23 protein-coding genes and 1 other RNA gene are annotated in these 23,715 nt (G+C 47.0%); 10 read left to right on the top strand and 14 right to left on the bottom strand.

The genetic code is table 11. The annotated features are described in order from the left end of the window. Nucleotides 1–17: 17 nt before the first annotated feature. Nucleotides 18–1,172: a porin gene (locus GWI56_RS14080; RefSeq protein WP_198573233.1), complete on the top strand. Its 1,155-nt coding sequence runs from the start codon at nucleotides 18–20 to the stop codon at nucleotides 1,170–1,172. A gap of 454 nt (nucleotides 1,173–1,626) precedes the next feature. Here GWI56_RS14080 and GWI56_RS14075 read toward each other — a convergent pair whose 3' ends face one another. Continuing rightward, a complete protein-coding gene (locus tag GWI56_RS14075; RefSeq protein ID WP_198573232.1) occupies nucleotides 1,627–2,187 on the bottom strand; it encodes a gluconokinase in 561 nt (186 codons plus the stop codon). A gap of 85 nt (nucleotides 2,188–2,272) precedes the next feature. Here GWI56_RS14075 and gntU point away from each other — a divergent pair, with 85 nt between their 5' ends. Next, nucleotides 2,273–3,616 carry a gluconate transporter gene (gene gntU / locus GWI56_RS14070; RefSeq protein ID WP_198573231.1) on the top strand — a complete coding sequence of 448 codons (1,344 nt, stop codon included), beginning with the start codon at nucleotides 2,273–2,275 and terminating at the stop codon, nucleotides 3,614–3,616. Nucleotides 3,617–3,690: 74 nt separating this feature from the next. On the opposite strand, the gene gntR is transcribed toward gntU, so the two are convergent. The 3 genes from gntR to GWI56_RS14055 form a co-directional block, all read right to left on the bottom strand. Continuing rightward, nucleotides 3,691–4,689: a gluconate operon transcriptional repressor GntR gene (gene gntR / locus GWI56_RS14065; RefSeq protein ID WP_113941439.1), complete on the bottom strand. Its 999-nt coding sequence runs from the start codon at nucleotides 4,687–4,689 to the stop codon at nucleotides 3,691–3,693. 221 nt (nucleotides 4,690–4,910) lie between these two features. Then, entirely contained in the window at nucleotides 4,911–7,328 is a 2,418-nt protein-coding gene (locus GWI56_RS14060) for a YgiQ family radical SAM protein (RefSeq protein WP_198573230.1), read from the bottom strand. Nucleotides 7,329–7,543: 215 nt separating this feature from the next. Beyond that, nucleotides 7,544–7,954, bottom strand: coding sequence for an MAPEG family protein (locus tag GWI56_RS14055; protein WP_198573229.1), 411 nt, complete (start codon nucleotides 7,952–7,954; stop codon nucleotides 7,544–7,546). Between the two features lie 157 nt (nucleotides 7,955–8,111). On the opposite strand from GWI56_RS14055, the gene GWI56_RS14050 reads away from it, so the two are divergent. Together GWI56_RS14050 and GWI56_RS14045 are read left to right on the top strand one after the other, a co-directional pair. Beyond that, entirely contained in the window at nucleotides 8,112–9,332 is a 1,221-nt protein-coding gene (locus GWI56_RS14050) for a threonine/serine exporter family protein (protein ID WP_105250515.1), read from the top strand. A 191-nt stretch (nucleotides 9,333–9,523) separates the two neighbouring features. Further along, nucleotides 9,524–11,170: a hypothetical protein gene (locus GWI56_RS14045; protein ID WP_131525393.1), complete on the top strand. Its 1,647-nt coding sequence runs from the start codon at nucleotides 9,524–9,526 to the stop codon at nucleotides 11,168–11,170. 65 nt (nucleotides 11,171–11,235) lie between these two features. On the opposite strand, the gene GWI56_RS14040 is transcribed toward GWI56_RS14045, so the two are convergent. Then, nucleotides 11,236–11,940 carry a DJ-1/PfpI family protein gene (locus GWI56_RS14040; RefSeq protein WP_131525394.1) on the bottom strand — a complete coding sequence of 235 codons (705 nt, stop codon included), beginning with the start codon at nucleotides 11,938–11,940 and terminating at the stop codon, nucleotides 11,236–11,238. Nucleotides 11,941–12,183: 243 nt separating this feature from the next. Here GWI56_RS14040 and GWI56_RS14035 point away from each other — a divergent pair, with 243 nt between their 5' ends. Further along, nucleotides 12,184–12,816, top strand: coding sequence for a TetR/AcrR family transcriptional regulator (locus tag GWI56_RS14035; protein ID WP_131525395.1), 633 nt, complete (start codon nucleotides 12,184–12,186; stop codon nucleotides 12,814–12,816). A 28-nt stretch (nucleotides 12,817–12,844) separates the two neighbouring features. Here GWI56_RS14035 and GWI56_RS14030 read toward each other — a convergent pair whose 3' ends face one another. The 5 genes from GWI56_RS14030 to rsmI all read right to left on the bottom strand — a co-directional run bounded on the left by GWI56_RS14030 (nucleotide 12,845) and on the right by rsmI (nucleotide 15,568). Beyond that, on the bottom strand, nucleotides 12,845–13,099 hold the full coding sequence (locus tag GWI56_RS14030; protein ID WP_113941445.1) for a hypothetical protein: 255 nt from the start codon (nucleotides 13,097–13,099) through the stop codon (nucleotides 12,845–12,847). Nucleotides 13,100–13,110: 11 nt separating this feature from the next. Further along, nucleotides 13,111–13,614: a hypothetical protein gene (locus tag GWI56_RS14025; protein ID WP_131525396.1), complete on the bottom strand. Its 504-nt coding sequence runs from the start codon at nucleotides 13,612–13,614 to the stop codon at nucleotides 13,111–13,113. Nucleotides 13,615–13,623: 9 nt separating this feature from the next. After that, nucleotides 13,624–13,947, bottom strand: coding sequence for a DUF883 C-terminal domain-containing protein (locus GWI56_RS14020; RefSeq protein WP_131525397.1), 324 nt, complete (start codon nucleotides 13,945–13,947; stop codon nucleotides 13,624–13,626). Between the two features lie 361 nt (nucleotides 13,948–14,308). After that, an RNA gene (gene rnpB / locus GWI56_RS14015) (RNase P RNA component class A) lies at nucleotides 14,309–14,660 on the bottom strand. A gap of 65 nt (nucleotides 14,661–14,725) precedes the next feature. Next, nucleotides 14,726–15,568 (bottom strand): 16S rRNA (cytidine(1402)-2'-O)-methyltransferase, encoded by an 843-nt coding sequence (rsmI, locus tag GWI56_RS14010; RefSeq protein WP_105250522.1) that lies wholly within the window; start codon nucleotides 15,566–15,568, stop codon nucleotides 14,726–14,728. Nucleotides 15,569–15,656: 88 nt separating this feature from the next. Here rsmI and GWI56_RS14005 point away from each other — a divergent pair, with 88 nt between their 5' ends. From GWI56_RS14005 to dolP, 4 genes are all read left to right on the top strand, one after another. Then, nucleotides 15,657–17,552: a penicillin-binding protein activator gene (locus GWI56_RS14005; protein ID WP_131525399.1), complete on the top strand. Its 1,896-nt coding sequence runs from the start codon at nucleotides 15,657–15,659 to the stop codon at nucleotides 17,550–17,552. After that, entirely contained in the window at nucleotides 17,549–17,875 is a 327-nt protein-coding gene (locus GWI56_RS14000; protein ID WP_105250524.1) for a YraN family protein, read from the top strand. Before GWI56_RS14005 ends, GWI56_RS14000 begins: the two co-directional genes overlap by 4 nt. A 108-nt stretch (nucleotides 17,876–17,983) precedes the next feature. Next, on the top strand, nucleotides 17,984–18,577 hold the full coding sequence (locus tag GWI56_RS13995; RefSeq protein ID WP_105250525.1) for a phosphoheptose isomerase: 594 nt from the start codon (nucleotides 17,984–17,986) through the stop codon (nucleotides 18,575–18,577). Then, nucleotides 18,574–19,140 carry a division/outer membrane stress-associated lipid-binding lipoprotein gene (gene dolP, locus GWI56_RS13990; protein WP_105250526.1) on the top strand — a complete coding sequence of 189 codons (567 nt, stop codon included), beginning with the start codon at nucleotides 18,574–18,576 and terminating at the stop codon, nucleotides 19,138–19,140. The genes GWI56_RS13995 and dolP overlap by 4 nt, the downstream gene beginning before the upstream one ends. Before the next feature lie 72 nt (nucleotides 19,141–19,212). On the opposite strand, the gene GWI56_RS13985 is transcribed toward dolP, so the two are convergent. Continuing rightward, nucleotides 19,213–20,097 (bottom strand): DMT family transporter, encoded by an 885-nt coding sequence (locus GWI56_RS13985; RefSeq protein ID WP_131525400.1) that lies wholly within the window; start codon nucleotides 20,095–20,097, stop codon nucleotides 19,213–19,215. Between the two features lie 119 nt (nucleotides 20,098–20,216). On the opposite strand from GWI56_RS13985, the gene GWI56_RS13980 reads away from it, so the two are divergent. Continuing rightward, on the top strand, nucleotides 20,217–21,089 hold the full coding sequence (locus GWI56_RS13980) for a LysR substrate-binding domain-containing protein (protein ID WP_181800902.1): 873 nt from the start codon (nucleotides 20,217–20,219) through the stop codon (nucleotides 21,087–21,089). 61 nt (nucleotides 21,090–21,150) lie between these two features. Here GWI56_RS13980 and trpS read toward each other — a convergent pair whose 3' ends face one another. The 3 genes from trpS to rpe all read right to left on the bottom strand — a co-directional run bounded on the left by trpS (nucleotide 21,151) and on the right by rpe (nucleotide 23,572). Continuing rightward, entirely contained in the window at nucleotides 21,151–22,149 is a 999-nt protein-coding gene (gene trpS / locus GWI56_RS13975; RefSeq protein WP_198573228.1) for a tryptophan--tRNA ligase, read from the bottom strand. Nucleotides 22,150–22,217: 68 nt separating this feature from the next. Next, the gene (locus GWI56_RS13970; protein WP_198573227.1) at nucleotides 22,218–22,895 is read right to left on the bottom strand and encodes a phosphoglycolate phosphatase; all 678 of its coding nucleotides are present in this window, start codon (nucleotides 22,893–22,895) and stop codon (nucleotides 22,218–22,220) included. A 2-nt stretch (nucleotides 22,896–22,897) separates the two neighbouring features. Beyond that, complete coding sequence (gene rpe, locus GWI56_RS13965) at nucleotides 22,898–23,572, bottom strand: ribulose-phosphate 3-epimerase (protein WP_012090481.1); 675 nt, start codon at nucleotides 23,570–23,572, stop codon at nucleotides 22,898–22,900. Nucleotides 23,573–23,715 lie beyond the last annotated feature (143 nt).

Below are 23,715 nucleotides of genomic sequence, written 5' to 3'. Positions count from 1 at the left end.
TCATTATCGGGGGATTTATGAATAAGACTTGTCTCGCTTTAGTGTTACCTATGCTATTAACGGCCACCAGCAGTCAGGCGGTTGAACTCTATAAAGATCAAAAAAACACATTAAATTTAACAGGTTGGTTAGGGTTTGCAGCATTAAATGACAGCCACGATACTTCAGTTATCGACGACTCGTCACGCCTAAGATTCAGCTTCGAACGGAGCGAGAAAAATGGCTGGACCGCTTTTGCTACCACAGAATGGGGGATCAACATGGTCTCCAGCGACGATGGGCTAGTGATGCAAGGGGGCAAACTCGCCGCCGAAAAAACCGATGATTTTCTCTATAACCGCTTAGGTTATGTTGGCATGTCCCATGATACATGGGGCAACCTGAGTTTCGGTAAACAATGGGGCGCCTATTACGATGTCGCAGGCACTACAGATTTACCGAACGTATTTGCAGGTTACAGCGTTGGCGCTTACACCTTCGGTGATGGCAGCCTCACAGGTACAGGCCGTGCCGATTCCGCCTTCATTTACCGTAATAATTTAGGCCCAGTACAAATCGCCCTGCAATATGCCGCCAAAACCAATGGTGATGTCAGCCTAAAGAACGATGACGGTAGCGAGATGACCAACTCAGAACTGAGTTTTGACAGCAGCTACGGCGCCAGTATCACTTATGCGGCAACCGACAAATTCAAGCTACTCGCAGGCTTTAACCGCGGTGATTTTGAAGGCCACTTAGGTAATACCCAAGTCGATGAAACCAATGAAATCATCGGTATTGGTGCCATGTATGGTGACTACTACCACTATGCCGAAGGACGTGAGGCCAGCGGTCTCTATGTGGGCTTTAACGCTCACCAAAGTAAAAATAATGAACTGGTCAACGGCGATCTCTACGACGCCACTGGTGCCGAGTTGATGACTGCCTATCAATTCGACAACGGTTTTGTGCCTATGGTTGTACTCAGTTATTTAGATTTAGACACAGATGTAGCTACGCCTATTCAAGGTCAATGGACTCGCCAATTTGCCATGCTGGGGCTGCATTATCGCTACAGTAACGACACTGTGATGTTTGCCGAGATGAAGCTAGATTTCAGTGATATGGATGATCCTGCACTCGAAGCACAGGAAGACAACAGCTTCGCAGTGGGGATCAACTACTTTTTTTAGGACTAAAGGAGATGTTAGCTAAGATTTCTAAAGCGCTCATTCTACTTTGGCATTGCTTAGTCGCATGAAGCAGGACGATTTTGAGTAACAGTCTTTAGTGACAGTTCTAATCATATGTTGAGTTAAATCATGTTTAGCAGGATAGGCAGCTCGCGTCATCGCTCATATGCGTGAGCTTATTTGGGGCTGAGGTGCGGCGCACGTTCCGTCTACAAACGCTCGCCGTAACACTCATTGGATGGTACCGCAGGCTTACCATTATCTCTACGCCACTCCAAGTTAGTTTCTGGAGTGGCTTTTTTTCAATAATGAGCTGCTAGATCCACCTTTGCCACGATCTTCAGCGGTAATTGAAATCCCAACGACTGTCGTCCCGATTCCTCTTCGCTTTAAAAACTAATCTGCAACATCATGATAAAGCAGCCAAGCCTCGCATTAAGATCCAATGACTTACCTATGCTTCGCCATTTATCGCCTGAATACAGCGTTGTACGACTTCTTCGAAAGTGCCATCTATGCTCACTTGGATAACATCAGCTTCATCGGTCGCGGGCATTTCCAGCGTGTCGAACTGACTCTTGAGCAGCTCAATCGGCATGAAGTGGGCTTTTCTGGCAAACATGCGTTCTTTGACTAATTCAAAATCTCCGTATAGATGAATGAACACCAGCTTGCTGTTGTTCTGACGGATGAAATCACGATACTGGCGACGCAGTGCAGAGCAGACAATAACCCCCTGCTCCCCCTTTTGCTCAATGCTATACACAGCGTCGTTGATGCGCTCAAGCCAAGGAGCGCGATCGCTATCGTTGAGCGGTGAGCCAGATTTCATCTTGATAATATTGGCTCTAGGATGCAGATCATCACCATCAATAAATTTCGTCTCTAAAGCCTCTGCGACCGCGGCACCAATCGAAGATTTGCCACAACTAGAGACGCCCATGAACACATAGCTATTGCCTTTTTTTCTCTCAGTCACTTTGTTAACCTCATGCCAATTCTCGAATTTAGTCACTTCCCACTCTACCATATTACGGGTAACATGTTACCGGTAACCTACAAAAATGTGGACAACTTAACTAACAAGGAAAAGTCCTCTTATGTCTGATATGTTATTGATTCTGACAGCGCTGGGTTCAATTGCCCTGCTACTGTTCTTAGTGATGAAAGTGAGATTGCATGCAGTAGTATCACTGATACTAGTGTCGATCATTGTCGGCCTTTTCTCTGGTATGAACCCAGCTGATATTACCAATACGATTCAACAAGGTATGGGGGGAACACTGGGCTTTGTTGCGGTTGTGGTCGCTTTGGGAGCCATGTTTGGCCGGGTAATGGAAGAGACTGGCGCGCTAGATCAGATAGCCCATACACTGCTGAATAAATTTGGTAACGACAAAGCTCACTGGGCCATGACCTTTACAGGCTTTATCTGTGCATTACCTCTCTTCTTCGATGTTGCTGTGGTACTGCTGATTGGCATCGCCTTTGCCGTGGTTCGTAAAGGGGGCGGCAGCGTCGTTAAAATTGGTATTTCACTGCTCGCGGGTATTGCCACATGTCAGGCATTTCTCATCCCTGCACCAGGGCCTATTTTGGTCGCTTCCCAGCTCAATGCCGACTTTGGCTACATGATAGTCTTCGGTTTATTGGCATCGATTCCGGCGATGATTCTAGGCGGCCCACTCTTTGCCAGCCTCATCTCCCAAAAAGTCCATGTTGAGCCGCCTGCCCACGAGCAGCAGGAAAAAGGTGAACGAGAAGGCGGACCGATCCCCTCATTCGCGCTATCAATCAGTATTGTGGTGTTCCCACTGCTGCTTATCGGTTTAAAGACAGTGGTGTCACGCTTTATTGATGAAAAATCCGATCTGCATAATTGGCTCGCCTTGATAGGTCATCCATTCACCGCCATTTTGCTAGCCTGTTTAATCGCATTCTATGTACTGGGCGTTAGACGCAATATTCCCAATGAGCGCATCATGGAAATCTGTAGCAGTGCGCTCCAACCTGCTGGGATCATTATTCTCGTCACCGGTGCTGGCGGCGTGTTTAAGCAAGTGCTGATTGACTCGGGTGTCGGCGATGCATTAGGCAATATGTTGGCAGGTTCGGGATTACCGATTGTAATACTGGCATTTATTTTGTCGGCGTCGGTGCGCGTGATCCAAGGGTCGGCAACCGTGGCCATGTTAACGGCTTGCGGCCTTATCATCCCAATACTTGAACCACTAAACTTAGATGGTGCTCAATTGGCGGCAATTACGATTGCCATTGGCGGTGGTTCGATTGTGCTCTCGCACGTCAATGACTCAGGCTTCTGGCTCGCTAACCGTTTTCTTGGATTGTCAGAAAAACAAACACTGCAAACTTGGACCGTAATGGAGACCATTATCGGTACGACGGGCGGCATAGTCGCAGTCATCATCTCTGCGTTTCTCTAACGATAACCTGTGATGACAAACATTAGGCATTAGGCATTAGGCATTAGCCGTTAAGCGAAAGAACGAGGGGAAGTCTAGAGTGTTTCCCCTAAATCAATACGATAGCCCAGGTCGATAACCGATTCTGCTATCTCTTTGCCATTTAACCTGTCTAATAGCTCAGTAGCAGCAATTCGACCTATCTCCTTTCTCGGCGTAATAATGCTCGCCAATTTTGGCGTCATAGATTGGCCAATATCATGGCCATGAAACCCTGCAACACCAATTTGTTCAGGGATCTTGATGCCTTGTCTTTGACACTCAAATATCACTCCCGCCGCTAAGTCATCGTTGGTGCAAAAAAAGCTATCCACATAGGGATATTTCGCTAATGTTTGTTGCAATAACGACGCCCCCAAGGAAAACGACGATGCCTCATTTGTGGTCATCGCCAAAGGTGTAAGCTGAGCTTGCTGCATCGCTAACTCGTAGCCTCGCATCTTAAGCTGAGTACGAATATCCATGCGCGCGCCTAGGTAGGCAATGTGGCGATAGCCTTGTGCAATCATGGCCTTAACCATTTCACATGCGGCTGCTGTGTTATCGAAACCCACACACTGTTGAATCGAAGGCGACACGCTATCCATCATTTCGATGACCGGAATGCCCGCCGTTTCAATCATTCGCACGGTACGCGGCGTGTGGTAACTTTCGGACAAGAGTAAGCCATCGATATTGTAAGAGAGCAGTGATGCCACCCGCTCTTCTTCTAATTCGGCCTGATACCCGTAGTGAGCCAGCATGGTTTGATAACCGCGTTTGCCGGTCACATTCTCGATACCGCGCAGCACTTCAGCAAATACTTGGTTGGTTAACGAAGGCACTAACACGCCAATGGCGCGACTGGTTGCTTGCGCTAAAATTTCCGGCGCGCGATTAGGAATATAACCTAAGGTTTCTAGTGCGACAGCAATCTTCTCTTGAGTGCTTTGCGCCACCCTTGTTGGATTTTTTAAATAGCGACTCACCGTCATTTTGGTGACCCCAACTTGATCGGCAACGTCTTGAAGACTGGGTCTACGCTTTTTATTCATAGTATCTAATGTTAGTTAACGAACCGCGGATATGGGTGAGATGTATAGCTAAAATATCGAATATAAACAAATAGTAGACATAAACATCAGACAGGGATCTTATAATAGTTCGCCCAGCGATACCAGTTGAGGACTATTTTAGCGGAATGACCATGCTAGCTAGGCCACTCCAAACCATATCTGGAGCAGCCTTTAAACATTATTTGTGATGGAGAAAAGTGTTACTTAGCCTGTTGGCGACCCTGAGAGGGCTTTCCTGCAGATTTGCCACCCGTTTTTGATGGGTTTCCGCCTTTAGCCTGAGCGCCTCCGGCCTTAAAACCAGACTGGCCGAAGGGCGCCTTCGCTCCCGGACGGCTCGAATGAGCTCCGCTAGGTTTAGAGCCAGTTGGTTTAGATCCCGTTGGCTTAGCGCCATTCGCGGCGGGTTTTCCACCTTTAGCGGCCGGTTTTGATTCAGCACCAGCTTGCGCGCCGCCTTTAGCTGCACCTTTAGATTTGCCATCGCCCTTGCGATCATCAAACTGATTACCCGAGAAGCGAGTAAAGGCTTTTTGGCCTTGGTTGGCATCTTTCATCCACTTAGGTCCGCGCTCATTTCGGCCTTCTGGCGGAACTAACTGATGCGGACTATTACCAATCAAGTCTTCACGCCCCATGGCGGTTAAGCCTTCACGGATCAATGGCCAACCTGCAGGATCGTGATAACGCAGCAATGCCTTGTGCAAGCGACGTTGACGCCCTTTCTTCGGCACAGATACCACTTCGCTGGTGTGCTTGACGTTTTTCAGCGAGTTTAACTCGGTATGATAAATCGTGGTCGCATTCGCCATCGGTGACGGATAAAAGTTCTGTACTTGGTCGAGCTTGAACTTACGCTCCTTCAACCACAACGCTAAGTTCACCATGTCTTCGTCGGTCGTGCCTGGATGCGCCGAAATAAAGTAAGGGATCAGGAACTGCTCTTTGCCCGCTTCCTTAGAAAACTTGTCGAACAATTCTTTAAACTTATCATAGGCGCCCATGCCGGGCTTCATCATCTTGCTGAGCGGACCTTCTTCGGTATGCTCAGGGGCGATTTTTAAGTAGCCACCAACGTGATGCTGTACTAACTCTTTCACATAAGCTGGATCTTCGATCGCCAAGTCGTAACGCACGCCAGAGGCAATCAATACTTTCTTGATGCCAGGTACCGCACGCGCCGCGCGATACAAGTCGATTGTATGTTTATGATCTGTGCCTAAGTGGCCGCAAATCGATGGAAACACACAGGATAAACGACGACAGGTTTTTTCAGCCTTTTCGCTGGTACAACCTAAACGGTACATGTTGGCGGTTGGGCCGCCTAAATCGGAAATAACTCCAGTAAAGCCTGGCACTTTTTCCTGAATATCTTTGATTTCTTTAACAATCGACTCTTGTGAACGACTCTGAATGATTCGGCCTTCATGCTCGGTAATCGAGCAGAAAGAACAGCCACCAAAGCAACCACGCATGATGTTGATAGACGTCTTGATCATGTCGTAGGCAGGGATTTTTTCCTTGCCATAGATAGGATGAGGAATGCGCTGATAGGGTAAATCGAATACCGCATCCATCTCATCGGTATTGAGCGGCCATGCGGGCGGATTCACCCAAACGGCGCGGTCGCCATGGGGTTGGAATAACGCACGGGCACAACCTGGGTTTTGCTCTTGGTGTAAAATCCGTGAAGCATGGGCATATAAGTATTTGTCTTCAGAGACTTTTTCAAACGCTGGCAACAGCACATAGGTTTTATCCCATGGCTTAGGTTTAGGCGGTTGAACGCTAATAGGCTTAGGGGCTTCGTTATCGAATATCTTCACATCCGACGGGCCAGACAAGTTAGCACAACCCACATCATCGGCGCCGTAAGGATTCGGCAGCGGCTCTATCTTGTGCAGTTGGTCAATCTTGCGCGAGTCCATACCGCGCCATTCGGGCAGCGGCTCTTTACGGATAACGGCTGTGCCACGCACATCATGTAACGAGCTAATGGGTTCGCCGGCAGCTAAGCGGCGTGCCACTTCGACTAAAGGACGCTCGGCATTGCCGTACATTAAAATGTCGGCCTTGGCATCGAAAATCACACTGCGACGTACTTTATCCGACCAATAATCGTAGTGGGCGATACGGCGTAAACTGGCCTCAATCCCGCCAATGATCACAGGCACATCTTTAAAGGCTTCTTTACAACGCTGGGTGTACACAGTCACAGCGCGATCTGGGCGCTTACCGCCAATATCACCCGCGGTATAAGCATCGTCAGAACGTAAACGACGGTCAGCGGTGTAACGGTTGATCATCGAATCCATGTTGCCGGCGGTGACGCCAAAAAACAGGTTCGGACGACCCAATTGCATAAAGGCGTCTTTGCTCGACCAATCAGGTTGGGAAATAATGCCGACTCGGTAACCTTGGGCCTCTAACATACGGCCGATCACCGCCATGCCAAAGCTTGGGTGATCCACATAAGCGTCGCCTGTGACTATGATGATGTCACAGCTATCCCAACCAAGCTTATCCATCTCCTTGCGAGACATAGGTAAGAAAGGCGCAGTGCTATCGCCCGTGGCCCAATACTTGGGATGACTAAAGAGTGTGGATTCAACTTGCATGGATTGTGACCCGAAAACGTAATGTCGAATAAAGGCGCCACGAAAATAAGTTACGCCAATTTAGGGACGCGGAGTATAGCAGGGAATGGAGGATAGATGCGATTAAAAAAACACCAATCGAGGCATTTTCAGGGGTATTTGAGCCAGAAGCGTAATACCCCTAAATCCGCTATGGATATGGCTTAGGGCGGAATTGACCGCCCAAACCTGCGAGCCTAGAGACCCTTTCCTAAACCTTGAGCAAAATGCAACAAATTCACCAACGCCAAACTGATAATCACTATCCAAGTGAGCAATACGCCCCAAAAACGACCAAAATGGTAACCACCTTGGCCTTGAGTTAAGCCAATAGCATGGAGTAAGCGCGCCACTATCCACACGGTCCCAAAACAGTGTAAATAAAATGCAGGCAAGCCACCCGCTTCGGCCACCAGCATTAAAATCAATACGATAGGCGCATTTTCGATCAGGTTAACATGCACTCGATTAGCCAAAGTTAAGGCGCTGTTACCACCATCCCCTAGGCCGATTTTCTGACCTCGCCTTAATTTCACTACTCGATAAGCCAAAGCGACAATTAATAGCCCTGTGAGGCTAGCGTAAAGACCCGTTACCATCAAAGACATGCCTATTTCCCCCTATCAAAAAGCTGACTATAGCCCGAGCTGCAAAAAATCAGCAATTTATTTGTATTAAGGTTAAAAGCCATTAACCTTTTATAGACAAGATAGGTTAATATGCGCGCGTCATTCCCTACAACTTTTTATACAGTGAATACCCCGATTGGATAACGACGAGTTTATCGAAAAACGCAGATTTATCATAAAGCTAGGTAAAGCCTTGCATAAGTTTGGCACACCCGCTTATCGTCTAGAAACCCACTTACAAACCGTTGCTCGCACCTTAGGTATCGAAGGCTATTTCCTTATTTCTCCGACGTCGATGACCTTCGTTTTGCAACATGATACCGATCAAGAATATAACCATGCCGCTCGAGTTAAGCCTGGTGAACTCGATTTAGGCTCACTCGCCCGTACCGATGAATTGGTCGATGAGTTAACCTCGGGTAAACGTACTTTGGCCGAGGCATTAGATCGCTTAGAAGAAATTGCCAATAAACCCAATCCCTATGGCCCTGTATTAACTTGCTTTTCTTTTGGAACTTCTGCCGCCGCTTTCGCTATGCTGATGGGCACGGGTTGGAACGATGTATTTTGGTCAGGATTATTAGGCTTATTCGTCTATGGCTTGGTATACCGTGCCGAACGCTCGGCCCGCATGGCCGAAGTGCTCGAACCCTTCGCCACAATCCTTTGCGCCATCGCAGCCTGTGGCATAGCGCGTATCGATCCTAATATTAATATCCCAGTAGTGATCCTCTCCTCCATTATTATTTTTATTCCCGGCTTAGCCTTAACCTTAGGTTTAGCTGAACTCGCCGCACGGGATTTAATTTCTGGCACGGCGCGCATCATGGATGCGAGCATGCAATTATTTAAGCTGTACTTTGGCGCAGTGCTCGGCATGGCAATCGGTAAAGCTATGTTCGGCGAAGCGATTCACATAGAACCTGAGGGTTTACCTCGCTGGGCAATTTGGTCGGCGGTTCCGATTCTATCTATGGCGCTGGTTTTTATCTTCAAAGCACGGATGCAAGATTCGCCTTGGGGCGTATTGGCTGGGATAGTGGCGTTTTTCTCAGCCATGCTCGGCGGACATTATTTTGGTGATTCGGTGGGGATCTTCTTTGGTGCCTTGGCAGTAGGAATTTATTCTAACCTCTTCGCCCGCTGGATGAAGGCGCCTGCCTCCATCGCCCTGTTACAGGGAATAGTGATCTTAGTCCCCGGCAGTAAAACCTATATCGGACTCAATGCACTGATCTCAGGTGAGACCATGCTCAATCAGTCGCACATAGGCTCGCAAATCTTTTTGATTTTTATGTCACTAATTGCGGGGCTCATCTTTGCTAACGTCGCTGTCCCACCTAGGCGTACACTGTAACAATCGCTAATCCGGCTGGAGCCCGCGCCCAGCCGCTACCTCAAGATAATCTTAAGCTAACCTTAAGTAAAATAAGAAACTTATTAAAATGTTTCCTTGACTAACACTCGTTTTCCATGTGTTATTAAATTGTGAATTGCAACGTGAAATTGTTTTCGCTGCAGTCGTCGATTTCATGGGAGTGGCCTTTTATGCAGAAATTTTTTCAGTATGCATGCATCCTATCTTGTTGTGTTGGCAACCTAATCAGGATTGCCCAAGCAGAAGAGGCTAAGCTCGCCGATCCCGCAAACCAAGATCAAACAAAACAAAAAGTCAGCAAGATTGTGGTGGTCAATAACCCCATTTTTGATGAGTCAGATCCCGATGCTTTTTTCATTCACCGCTGGGCTAACGCCCTGCATATCAATACCAAAGAATATGTGGTTCTCGATAATCTAACCTTCAGCGAAAATGATACTGTTACACAAAAAGATCTCGACGAATCCCAACGACTTTTGCGGGCAATGCCTTACATTCGCGATGCGAAAATTTATGTCGCCGAAAAAGATCCCCAAGCCGATGTCGATCCATCCGTTGAGTCCGTGGTGGTGGAGACCTGGGATAACTGGTCATTATTACCGACAGCGAGTTTAAGTAGTTCAGGTGGCGACACCCGTTACTCCTTCGGGCTCAAAGAAGACAACTTGCTTGGAACGGGGATCCGCACTCGACTTAAATATCAATCTAATGAATCCCGGAATGGCTATAAATTTGCTTTCGAAGCGCCGCTCAGCATTATTGAGCACGGCACAGTTGCCGCTGAGTTCTACGACAATAGCGACGGCCAAGCTAAACACGTTTATGTGAGTAAGCCCTTCTATTCCCTCAATACGAGTACCATGTATTCGGCGGAGTTTTTAGACGATAACCGTACAGATACCCTCAGACAAAATGGGCAAGAGGTGAATGAGTTTACACACACAGTCGACTATCTCAATCTACAATATGGCTGGTTAATTAATAAAAACAGTCAGCACCTTTCTCGCTTTATTACTGGTGTCACCCAAGACAAGCACGAGTTTGCCCATTCTGAGCGCTATCCTACTTCCATGCTCCCTCAAGACAGGGACTTTATGTACCCTTGGGTCGCCTACGAGTTTATCGAAGATGATTTCCACGTACTGAATAATGTTCACCTGATCACCAACAATGAAGACTTTAACTTAGGTTGGCATCACTATTTTCAATTCGGCATAGAAACCAATGACATAGGTGATAACAATCCCTTAGGCTACCACGTTAACTGGCAAAGCACTGGCGGGTATAAGTTTAACGATCAACTATGGCTGTTAGAAATGGGGGGAACAAGCACTATCGGTACCACCCAAAAAGATACTTATAAGGTTGATATTCAAGCCGAATACTTCTATCAAATCCATCCTAAGTGGACGGCTTATGGCAAAGCTTGGGCTAGCCTTTCACAGAACACTTATCTGGATCTAACGAAAGGATTAGGGGATGAAACTGGCGTGCGCGGTTATCCAAACGAATACCAACAAGGGGATAATCAGTGGTTACTGACCGCCGAGATACGCAACTACCCCAATATCAACTTATACCAACTGGCTGAATTAGGCTGGGCAGTCTTTGCCGATCTGGGTCAAGCCTCCGGCGGCCAACTCGCCGAGAATAACGAAGTCAGCGGTCCACTGGGTAGCATAGGCATAGGCGCGCGGATTTATTCCTCTCGATCCAGCTATGGCAACGTAGCCCATATCGATTTTTCACTCCCTTATACGGGCGGCGAGTCAGTAAACAGCTGGGAATGGCGATTCCTAGTGAAAAGCAGTTTTTAAACCTAAGGTACATAATAATCGTATGAACTATGTACTTTTTAAGACAATCTTTGGCGCCTTGTGGCCTAAAATAATCCTGACGCTATCAGCCTTACCTCCTGCTCAACCCTCTGTACCAGAGAAGCGTCTGCCAATATGGGAGAACCGCTATTAAAGGGCGGTTTAGGATCATATTCAAACAATAACTGCAGTGTTTTAGCCTGTTGTTCACCCTCTATATTGGCAATGAGTGCCAAAGCAAAATCGAGCCCTGCAGTAATACCGCCGCCACTGATCCTATTACGGTCAATCACAATACGTTTATTTTCAAAGGTAATTTGAGGATATTTTGCCAATACTGAAGCATAAGCCCAGTGAGTGGTCGTGCGATAACCATTAAGTAAACCTGTTGCCGCAAGAATCAAGGCTCCAGTGCATACAGATGTAATGTATTGCGCTTGCTCCCCCTTGCGTTTTAAGAAAGAAATGACTTGCTCATCCTGTATTTGCGCCAAAGGATTTGCGCTCCCAGGCACTAACAGGATATCTATCGGCGGACAATTATCGAAATCGTAATTAGGTTGTAAGTTAACGCCCGCATCACAGGGTAATAGCATGCTGGTTTTCGCAAAAGTGAAGGTTTCAAAAGATGGCACAAAGGCTAAAAACTGTAGTGGCCCATAGGCATCGAGCATCGTCATGCCGGGATAAAGAAAAATACCTACTCTTAATTTGTGTTTGATTGGATTATTTGTTTTATCACTTTGGGCCGTTTCAATATTTTCACTCATCACAGATTCTCCATCGGTAGTGACAATTTCATATTTCAGGTAACACTGTCGTTGCAGTTAACCCTATGATCATCACTATAAAGCCCATTATTCCTAACCATCAGGCACAAACTCGCCCGAATGTTTCAAATGGTACACCTGAGCCTATCTGTTCCACTTAAGCAAAAATCACAACACAAGAGCCATTGAGGCTAAGGTATAATCACACGCCTAAACTGAGTTGAATTTAAAGCGGGATCCAATATGCACACAAAGCACTGCATGCACATAGCGAAAAGCCCGCGAGCGATGCTCAAGGTTCTCCACGTCTTCAAGGAAATGCTTAAACAACAAGATTATCGTGATATTGCAGTGGCAGATATTGCGCACAAAGCCGATGTCGGGCGCACGACGTTTTATCGCTACTTCAAACGCAAGTTGGATATTCTTATTGCACTACATCAAAATATTTTTGAAAATATCTTTGAAGATCTACGGTCAACCGAAGACTGGCTTTCAACTAACACACCACCCTCATTGGAAAATCTGCTTATTACTTTTAGCCGAAACAGCATGTTTCGCCGTTCCATGTCATTTAGACTAGGTAGCGACCTCGATGCAGCAACTAAACAATTACAAACTAAACTTGTGCAACATATCGAAAATAAATTGATCAACACCTTCAACACTGACGAATTTATTATTCCAAGCTACACATTAGCCCATAGCATAGCAGCTCTTTATTTAAGCCAAATTCAACAACTTATCGCCAGTCCCACACCTTGTCCTATACAACAAGCAAAATACTTACACTTACTGACTCGAGGCATGATTGTAGCGGCATTGACGACAACTAATAGCAGCGAACCCCATACCCGCACCAATGGAAATCATTAAGGTAAAAATCACGGCATTTACATCATTCTCAAGCGATGAGTTTGGTAATCCAACGCAAGCCAAAAGTGCTACGCAGTAGTTTTACAGTGCTGTTGTGGCGCATTTGAAACAGGCAGCCAAGGCTAAAACTGACGATTAAACCTGGCGTCGATCCTATAAAATCACGACTGCTTTGCGCTAATTGTCGTTTCCTCATCAGTAACAAATCATGCTGCAACTGGCCTTGTTCCGTCAGCACAGTCAGCTTCAACTGCTGTTTTTTAAGTAACTGTTGAATTAGCATAGTCGCACCTCCTATTTTTGATGTTCCGACTCTCGAGTCGAGAGCAAAAGCTGTAATTGCTGCCAAGTCTTCGAAAAGCCAGTTTGTGACAGCACATAGCCAAGACTTCGCCAACACCAAAGCAATAAAACAAACTGTAGCACCACCAAAGCGCTCACAGTGGCCAATAACGAACCGCTCAATTGAAACAGCATATAGCCCAACAGCAATAAAATACTGCCCCAGAATAACGTAATGCCAGTACCAAAACAGACGACTAAAGCCGCAGCAATAATCAGGCTACGCCCTGTTAACCGCCATTCTGCCGTTGCTATTTTCCCAGCCAACTTCAACTGCTCGAGATAGGCTTGCTTCACTGAACTGCTAAGAACAGCTATTTCAGCCAGTTGCTCCATTGCCTGATCAATAACTTTATGCTGGGCAGCAGCTGATGCTGTCTGCCCAGTTTTGGCGGTTTGTGCACTATGCTGGACGGGCCTTTGTTCTGGCGCCTCTGACCTTGCACGGTTTTGCATAAATCCACCTTAGCGACGGCGCAATAAAGCCGTTAATACCACACCAGCGGCAAAGGCAATCCCAGCTGTGGCCAATGGATTTTGCGCTGCCAACTCACGGGTTTTGCTATAAGAACTTTGCAGTTGTAATTTGATTTCCTCCTGCTTGAGCGCCAGTGTTTCTTGCGAGCTGGCGGCGGTTTTACGCAAAGTATCCTCTGCAACAGCAGCTTTCTCTGCCACAGCGTCAACGGCATGATGCGTCACTTCAGTTGCTTTCGCTGTTGTGGGTGAATTTAATGCGCCGTTATCTTTACTGTTAGTTTGTTCTGTTACACTTTTTGAACTGGCCATTAGCAGACTCCTTGGTGAACATTGTGCAATGCAACAAAATGCTGCACTTTGCGTACAAACCAATGCAATGGCTAAGCCAATCGATATAAGTAAACAAAAACAAAGATTTAGATTGAAATGCTTCATATCCTTGCCCTCAGTTAACGGTAGATGTTACCTACATAGGGTAATTTTTACCTGCAGCGAAGGATGATAAAGAGAGCGACAGAACAGAGAGCTAAATAGGATATAGATTGGATACGAACGTGGAATTCAACACTTTGATTTTTAATGATTTAAAAAGTAACGGTCACTTAAAACTGCAACAGTTAAAAAACAAAAAGCCCGTTTGTCATTACGACAAACGGGCTTTTTATTGAATGAGGTGAGTTGGCCGATAAGCCGGGTCCTGTCTTGGACAGTCATTCATCTAGGCCTGCAATCGCTCACAGGCTCAAGCGACCTACCCGGTTCCAACGCGAGCCACGCCATACGGAACCCTATTTGGTCTTGCTCCGGGTGGAGTTTACCTTGCTACGAACTATTGCTAGCCGCACGGTGCGCTCTTACCGCACCCTTTCACCCTTACCGACCTGATAAATCAGGCAGGCGGTCTACTCTCTGTTGCACTTGTCGTCGGTTCGCACCGCCCAGGCGTTACCTGGCACCCCGCTCTTTGGAGCCCGGACTTTCCTCCCCGTTCTTGCGAACGCGGCGACTGTCTGGCCAACTCGGCGCGGATTATAGCCTAAGCCACCCTGATGCACCACAGATAATCCGCTCGTAACAGTTTTAGTGCTTATAAATCAGACTCTAGGCCGTATTTATACAGAGCATTCTTTTTAAGCCCATGAATTTGCGCGGCAATTGCTGCGGCTTTCTTCAATGGTAATTCTTCACATAAGAGTTTAAGCGTATTAATAGCGACGGTGGGAATCGCTTCGTCATCACTCAAATGGTAGCCATGCACCATAAGCACGATTTCACCCTTCTGCTGATTCGGGTCAGTACTAACAGTGGCAAGCACTTCTGAGACTGGGCCAGATAAAAAAGTTTCGAAGGTTTTGGTTACTTCACGCGCCATGACGACATGGCGTTCGCCACCAAGCACTTCAACCATAGTCGTTAGACTGTGCTCGATGCGGTGGGGTGATTCATAAAATATCAGCGTGCGCGGATCTTCTTTCAGTGCCAATAACTTATCAGCGCGGGCTTTTTCTTTAGACGGCAGAAAACCTTCGAAAGAAAAACGGTCCGATGGCAAACCCGAGGCGCTCAGGGCGGTAATTGCCGCGCAAGGGCCGGGTAAGGGGATCACATTAAACCCAGATTGACGCACATGGGAAACCAAGTGATAACCCGGATCGGAAATCAACGGGGTACCCGCATCTGAAATTAATGCTATCGACAGTCCAGCCGCAAGCTGATCGACAATCCACTGAGCACGAGCGCGCTCGTTATGATCATGCAGCGCCGTAGTTTTTGTAGTAATACCAAAGTGGCTCAATAACTTACCGCTGTGGCGAGTATCTTCACAGGCGATCAATGAAACCTGATTCAGCACCTCTATTGCCCGTGAGCTCATATCGCCCAAATTACCTATGGGAGTAGGAACTATGTAGAGTGCGACGCTTTGGTCCATATATACCTCTGTAATGACAGTGCCAAGACTTTCGTCAAGCGCGAGAGAAGGTTAAACTAGAGGCTGCATCTTACCAGAGTGAAGCCCAGTGTTAAAAAGCCTGAATACAACTAAGTTCGTTTCCGTGGCCATTTTATCGGTAATCTTGGCGGGTTGTGGCACTTCAACGCCCACCTCGACCGGAACTGCACCCACAGTGGCCACCTCTTTAGCATCCGCACCTTTGTCGGCCAATGTGTATTTGGCACAAGCCGCCAATAGCAAAGATCCGCAGCAGCGCGATACTAATCTGCTGCTCGCAGCCCATGCCTACATCAATGCCAACGACTACGCAGCGGCGCAGAAGCTACTAAAATCGATACAGCCAAGCTTGAATCAGAGCCCAACATTTTTGGCCGAACATAAATACTTGACCGCGCGCGTGCTTGAACACACGTCCACCTATAGTGATGCACTTAAAGTTCTCAATTATCCAAGCAATTGGAGTTTGCCAAGCTGGCAGATGACGGCTTATCACCAATTCAAGGCACATTTATATCAATTGAATAAACAGCCTATTGAGCAAGTGCGTGAACTAAGTTTACTGACGACTTACTTGCCCCCCGCCCAAGCCAACGAGGTGAATAACGCGATTTGGCAAGTACTGCAGCCAATGCACGAACAAACCTTAAAAGCCTTTACCCAAGATGCTAAGACTCCTGTGTTTACGGGTTGGTTACAACTGGCTTATATCGCGAAGCATTATGCTGTCGATCCGACACAGTTAGTACGCTACTTAGGCGAATGGCAGAAACAAAATCCTTATCATCCTGCAGCGGCTAAGCTGCCCGCCGATCTTGACAGAGCCTTAAACGCTAAGCCATTTACGCCAAAAAACATTGCTGTGCTGTTGCCGCTGACAGGCTCAAGAGCTAACGCTGCCAATGCAATTCGCCAAGGCATATTAGCCAGTTACATGGCCAAGCAAAATGACCAAGTCGCAGTCAACTTTTATGACACGGCAAACGATGCTGCCAGCGCTTACCAACAGGCGCTAACTGCGGGAGCCGAATTTATTATTGGCCCATTATTGCCTACGGAAATTGAACAACTGCAAGTGATCAATGCAGCAAACACTGCCGCCACTAATGCGGTGACTAATACTGCTAACCCAGACAAAACGGCCAATACAGCACCTGCTACGCCTGTGCCACAACTGTTTTTAAATCAAGTAGATAAGTTCACCCCCGATCCGAATAAGTTCTACTTTGCATTATCTCCCGCACAAGAGGCGGCCGATGCGGCGGAGCATTTATATCAAGATGGCGTAACTATGCCGTTACTGCTGGCCAGTAACGATGCCCTTGGCAAACGCATGGCCGAAAGCTTTATTCAAGCATGGAAAAAGAAGAGCGATAACCCTGTCGAAGTTCACTACTTCGATGGCGGTGATAAAATGCGCACCACAGTACAAGATGCCCTTGGCGTGCGCGATAGCCAAGAGCGGATCGCCCGTATTAAAGAGTTGTTAGGCAATTCAGTACAAGCCGACTTCCGCTCGCGCCAAGATATTGATGCCATTTATATGATTTCAACGCCACAGGATCTAACCCTGCTCAAGGCCTTTATCGACGTAAACTTTAGCGTTTTCACACAACCTGTGCCTTTATATACCTCAAGCCGCAGCCGAGTTGAAAATGAAAGCACACAAACGGCGCAGGATTTAAATAACCTGACCCTAAGCGACGCACCTTGGCTAATGCAAAACGGCGAAGAAAATCTGATGGTCAACACACTATTTTCGGGCTGGAATAACAGTCAGAAACGTTTGTTTGTTATGGGTTATGATGCAATGGATTTGATCGGCCGTTTAGCGCAAATGCGCTCATTCACAGGTTATCAATTCAATGGTCGCAGTGGTGCTTTATCTGTCAGTCCAGATGGAATAGTCAACCGCCAATTAAGCTGGGGACGTTATGAAAGAGGTAGCTTCCGCCAGTTATGACACTCGGACAGCAGGCAGAATCGCACGCCCAACGTTACCTTGAACAACAAGGCTTAACTTTTGTCGAACGTAATGTCCGCTATCCGTTTGGGGAAATTGATTTAATCATGCGCCATAAAAACCATTGGGTATTTGTCGAAGTGAAGTATCGTTCGGCAAATCAATATGGCGGCGCATTACAGGCCCTAAGCAGCGCGCAGATTTCGCGAATTCGCAAAGCGGCTAGCCACTATTTACAACTCAATAGACTCGATGTGCCCTGTCGTTTCGATGTCATCGCCATGGAAGCCGATCAAATTCATTGGCTGGTCGATGCCTTTTAAGCGCCAATAGTGAAAGAGTGACTACACAAATTATTTTAACGTCTGTGCCTCAACACGCTTGTGGAAATATGGCATGATAGCAACACTTTATCCTGAAAGGATTTATCCATGTTAGAACGCATTAAAGACAGCTTTACTGAATCTATCCAGACAAAAATCGATGCAGCCGAAGCACTGCCAGAATCCATCGCCAAAGCGGCCGAGATGATGGTGCACTGTCTTTTGGGTGGCAATAAAATCCTTGCTTGCGGTAACGGCGGCAGTGCTGGCGATGCGCAACATTTTTCAGCAGAATTGCTAAACCGCTACGAGATTGAGCGTCCACCATTACCGGCCATCGCTCTGTCTACCGATACTTCAACCATCACAGCTATCGCCAACGACTATAGCTATGATGAGATTTTCTCAAAACAGATTTTTGCCTTAGGTCAACCGGGCGACATTCTGCTAGCAATCTCGACCAGTGGTAACTCAGGTAACGTGATTAAAGCCATTGAAGCCGCATTAAGCCGCGACATGACTATCGTAGCGCTAACAGGTAAAGATGGCGGCGCTATGGCTGGCCTACTGAGCGTGAACGATGTGGAAATCCGCGTGCCTTCAAATGTCACTGCACGTATCCAAGAAGTGCACTTACTGGTGATCCATTGCCTGTGTGACAATATTGACCGCACCCTCTTCCCACAGGACGAGCAGCAATGAGACACGCTGCCCCGCTGTTAATGGTTTGCTTGCTGCTTCAAGGCTGCGCCGGTGCCGTTATGGTGGGCGCAGTCAGTGGCGCTATGATGGCCAACGACGAACGTACTGTTAAGACTCAGCTTGATGATACCAATACTGATTTTAAGATCACCAGCGCACTGCTAGAGCAAGAAGATCTTAAAAAACAAACGAATATCACAGGTGTATCCGTCAATGGCAATGTACTTATGATAGGCCAAGCCCCTAACTCTACGTTAAGGGATAAAGCCATCAAGGTCGTACAAGATCTTAAGCTCGGCGGCAAAATACATAATCAAATCCGCATTGGCAATCCAACCTCTTTCACCACCCGCAGCAATGACACTTGGGTTACGACCAAAGTGAAGGGCCGCATGCTGAACGAAAAAGATTTGGATGTGACTCGCATTAAAGTCATCACTGAAAATGGTGAAGTCTTCCTGCTGGGGGTTATTCATCGCTCACAAGCAGACTTAGCTGTTGATATCGCCCGTAATACTGCTGGCGTGCGTAAAGTGGTGAAAGTATTTGAGTATGCTAAATAATTTTGCAGTTTACCTATTTAAAACTTGAGCCTAAGTGAGCCAACTCGCCCACTTAGGCTTAAACCCTCGCAGCTATTTTCCCGTGAGCGTATCCGCTATCTTAGGTGCCGATTTTGATAGGAGCGATCCTAGCCAAGGTAAAAACAACGAAGGTAATACGATTAAGGCGGCACCGAGCCAACTTAAGTTATCCAACCATTCATCAAACAACAACCAGCCTAAAAAGACAATAAACAATAAGCCTGTGTATTCCGCAATCGCGATATCACTCGCCTGTGCCTTGCGGTAAGCCAGCACACAAAACCAATGATAAACCAATAAAAATGCGTTGCTCAGCAAGGCCACGCCCACCAGCTCCCAACTCAAACCCTCAATCCCCTGAAACGCTGCAATCACTAACGTTGCCGGAATACCCAGCAAGTTATATAGCATTAGCGTTAGCACGGGATGCTCAGCATGGGGCACTTTTTTAAGTGCTAACTGATTCACTGCAAAGGTAAAAGCAGAAAACAGCACAGCAATGCCGTACCAGTTCATTTCGCTCGGTCGCAGGATAATCAAGATGCCGACAAAACCTAAGCCAGTACAGATTGTCTGAGCAGCGGTGATCCTCTCGCTCAGGAAGAAATACCCCATCAAAATAATCATTAGCGGTGCAGAGTAAAACAATGAGCTAACTGTCGCGAGCGGCAATGCCATTAAGCCAATAATTAAAAAAAGCGCGCCAACTGAGCCTATGTTGGCACGCCAAAGGTGAACTGAGATATGTGTCGTCATCGGACGCTGCGAATACAGCCACACTGGCAACAACATAAATACTGAAGAGATTTGCCTGACAAGGAGAAAAGTCGAGGCACTCGCATCGTCCGGTAACCACTTGATCGACACATCATAGAAGGCACTGAATAGGTTACCTACTATCAATAAAATCAAACCAATAACAACTGGGCGTTGCATTTTTAACATCCATAAATCTCAATGGCGGCATGATAATCCTCGCAAAACTTAAGCTGAAATGATGCTTTCTCATGCTAGATGAATTAAATTCATACTAAAGCCTTTAGATATTGAAAATCATGAGAAAGCTCCCGCCATTACGCGCTCTACAAGTGTTTGAAGCTGCCGCCAGACAGCAGCATTTTTCTAAGGCCGCCGATGAACTGTGCATCACCCAAAGTGCAGTGTCGCACCAAGTGCGAGTATTAGAAGAGTATTTTGGCGAGCAACTGTTCGACCGTCAGGGGCGTAAACTGCAGTTAACGCCTAAGGGGCACGGACTATTTTTAGAGTTAGAGCGGATATTCAACGAGTTAAGCGACCTCAACTTGAAAGTACGCGATACGCCAAATCAACAGCTCTGCCTAGCCGTTTACAGCTCATTCTCAGTAAAATGGTTGATCCCAAGACTCGCCGATTTTCGCCGCCAATATCCGAGCGTGAAAATCCGCCTCGAGATGATCACCCAAGATCCTGACCTAAGCACCAGCACCGCGGATATCTTCATCGCCGGTAAGCTAAATCAACGTGGCTATTGGCAACAGTTACTGCACAAAGAGCGTTTAATTCCTGTATGCAGCCCCAGTTTTTACCTTAAATGGCGCGACATAAGCCTGAGTAATTTCCAGCAACAAGCTCTACTGGTGGTTGATGAAGGCCCGCTCGGACTCGACTGGCATAAGTGGTCATCGGCGCACCGAATACCACTCGATAACGAACAACAGCATGTATTTAGTCATATTGTAATGGCGATTGAAGCGGCGATTGCTGGCCAAGGCTTAGCCCTAGCGCCGGACTTTATGGTGGCTGGTGATATCACCACGGGGCGTTTAGTCGCCTTGAATCTGCCCGATGTGCATACCGGATTTGAATTTACCTTCTTTTGTAAGCAACGCCGTTTATCAGAACCTGCGATTGCCGCTTTCTCATCTTGGCTAAAATCACAGGCTTAGGATGAATTTACAGGCACAAAAAAGCCGACGCGAACGTCGGCTTAATTTATCGATCGATTAATTACACTAACAAACCAATCTTCTCATACACTTTCTTCAGGGTCACTTCGGCGCGCGCCTGCGCACTCTGTGCACCAGCTTTCATCACTTGGTCTAAGTAAGCGCGATCGCTACGAATCGCGCGGTAACGCTCTTGCAGTGGCTCTAACATACTCACAACCGCTTCACCTGCTGCACCTTTCAAATGGCCATACATCTTGCCTTCAAACTCGGCTTCTAGGCTCGCAATGCTTTGCCCTGTCACACCCGACATGAGACTCAGCAGGTTAGAAACACCCGGTTTATTATCCACATCAAAACGCACAACTGGCGGCTCATCACTGTCTGTCATGGCTTTTTTCAGCTTATTCAGCACTGATTTCGGATCTTCTAGCAGGCCGATAACGTTATTACGGTTATCGTCTGACTTAGACATCTTCTTTAGCGGCTCCTGCAGTGACATGACTTTAGCGCCAAGCTCAGGAATAAACGGCTCAGGAATGGTGAAAGTATCACCATAGGCATTGTTAAAACGAGTAGCGATATCACGTGTTAACTCAAGGTGTTGTTTCTGATCTTGGCCAACAGGGATTTCGTTCGCTTGATAAATCAGAATATCCGCCGCCATCAACACTGGGTAGCCAAATAAACCCACGTTGATGTTGTTAGCGTGCTTTTGTGATTTATCTTTAAACTGAGTCATGCGGCTCAACTCGCCCATTTGGGTATAGCAGTTTAATGCCCAACCCAATTGCGTATGTTGTGGCACCTGTGACTGGATAAACACTGTACTCTTTTTAGGATCTACGCCACAGGCCAAATACAGGGCTAAGGTATCTAAACACGCTTCACGCAATGCTTTAGGATCTTGGCGCACGGTAATGGCATGCAAATCAACGACACAATACAGGCAGTCGTGGCTATCTTGCATCGCAACCCATTGACGCAATGCACCCATGTAGTTACCTATGGTTAATTCGCCGGACGGCTGCGCACCGCTGAGTACTATGGGTTTGGTCATTACGTCATTGCTCCACTATCTATATATAAAAAGACTAAAAAATCGACTAAAGAACAGGTAACCCCCCATTACTTGGTAGGTTTTACCCAGTTCAGAATCTCACTAAATTGCTCACATACGGCATCTGGGCCACTGAGCCCAATATCTTCACCGTAGTTGTAGCCGTAGGTCAAGCCGATTGACGCTATCCCAGCCGCTTTCGCCGCTAAAATGTCGTTTTTAGAATCGCCGACCATCAATAACTCAGTTTTATCCAATTGCCACTCATGCAATAAATGCTGCAGCGGCAAAGGGTCGGGCTTCATCTTAGCTAAGGTATCGCCACCTAACACTAAGCTGAAAAAGTCGTTAATCCCAAAGGCATTGAGTAATGGCATGGTAAAACGATAGGGTTTATTGGTGACAACCGCTAACTTAAAGCCTGCATCAAACAAAGTTTGCAGCACTTGATGCACGTCGCTATACAGCGCACTGTGCTTTTCAAGATTTTCTTGATAATGATGCATAAAAATCGGCATAGCCGCATCAAGGGTTGTTTGCTCAACATCCGTTCCCAAAGCATGACTCATAGCACGGCGCATCAACATCTCTGCACCGTTACCGACCCAAGTACGAACTTGCGCCTCAGAGCAGCTCTTCAAACCTAACTCAGTCAAGGCTTCCTGCGTAGCAACGGTTAGGTCCGGCACACTGTCAATCAGCGTGCCATCTAGATCAAACGCAATCGCTTTAATCTTATCCCACATGGCTATGCCCCAACTTTAGCAAGTTCGGCACGCATCTCATCAACAACGGCCTTATAATCGGGCTTGCCGAAAATAGCCGAGCCCGCAACAAACATGTCCGCACCGGCGGCCGCGATTTCGGCGATATTGTCGACCTTAACGCCGCCATCGACTTCTAAACGAATATCAAAACCACTGGCATCAATACGCGCACGCACTTGGCGCAGCTTATCTAAGGTTGATGGAATAAAGGATTGACCACCAAAACCAGGATTCACTGACATCAATAGGATCACGTCGAGCTTATCCATCACATGGTCAAGATAATGCAGTGGTGTCGCAGGATTAAACACGAGACCCGCCTTGCAACCGCACTCTTTGATGAGCTGAAGAGTGCGATCGACGTGCTCAGAGGCTTCAGGGTGGAAAGTAATAATAGACGCGCCCGCTTTAGCAAAATCAGGCACGATACGATCAACTGGCTTAACCATCAAATGCACATCAATATCAGCGGTAATACCATAGTTACGCAGTGCTTGGCACACCATAGGGCCAATCGTTAAGTTAGGAACATAGTGATTATCCATCACATCAAAATGTACTACGTCGGTTCCCGCATCTAACACAGCTTTTACATCGTCACCCAAACGGGCAAAATCGGCAGATAAAATTGATGGAGCAATCAAGAATGGACGCATAAAACACTCGCTGCTATTTGGATAAAAAGTGCCTTATTTTACCCTGAGCCAAGCTAAGCCTCTATAGCTAAAGCCACATTTCTGGCAATTGATCCGCTATGCCTATGTCAGTAAAGCAGCACACTCTGCAGCTATAGCAGTAA

The organism is Shewanella sp. DW31 (assembly GCF_015767295.1).
Classification (GTDB): Bacteria; Pseudomonadota; Gammaproteobacteria; order Enterobacterales; family Shewanellaceae; genus Shewanella; species Shewanella oncorhynchi.
Note: the sequence above shows the minus strand (reverse complement) of the source record. Positions and strands in the feature narration are given on the sequence as shown.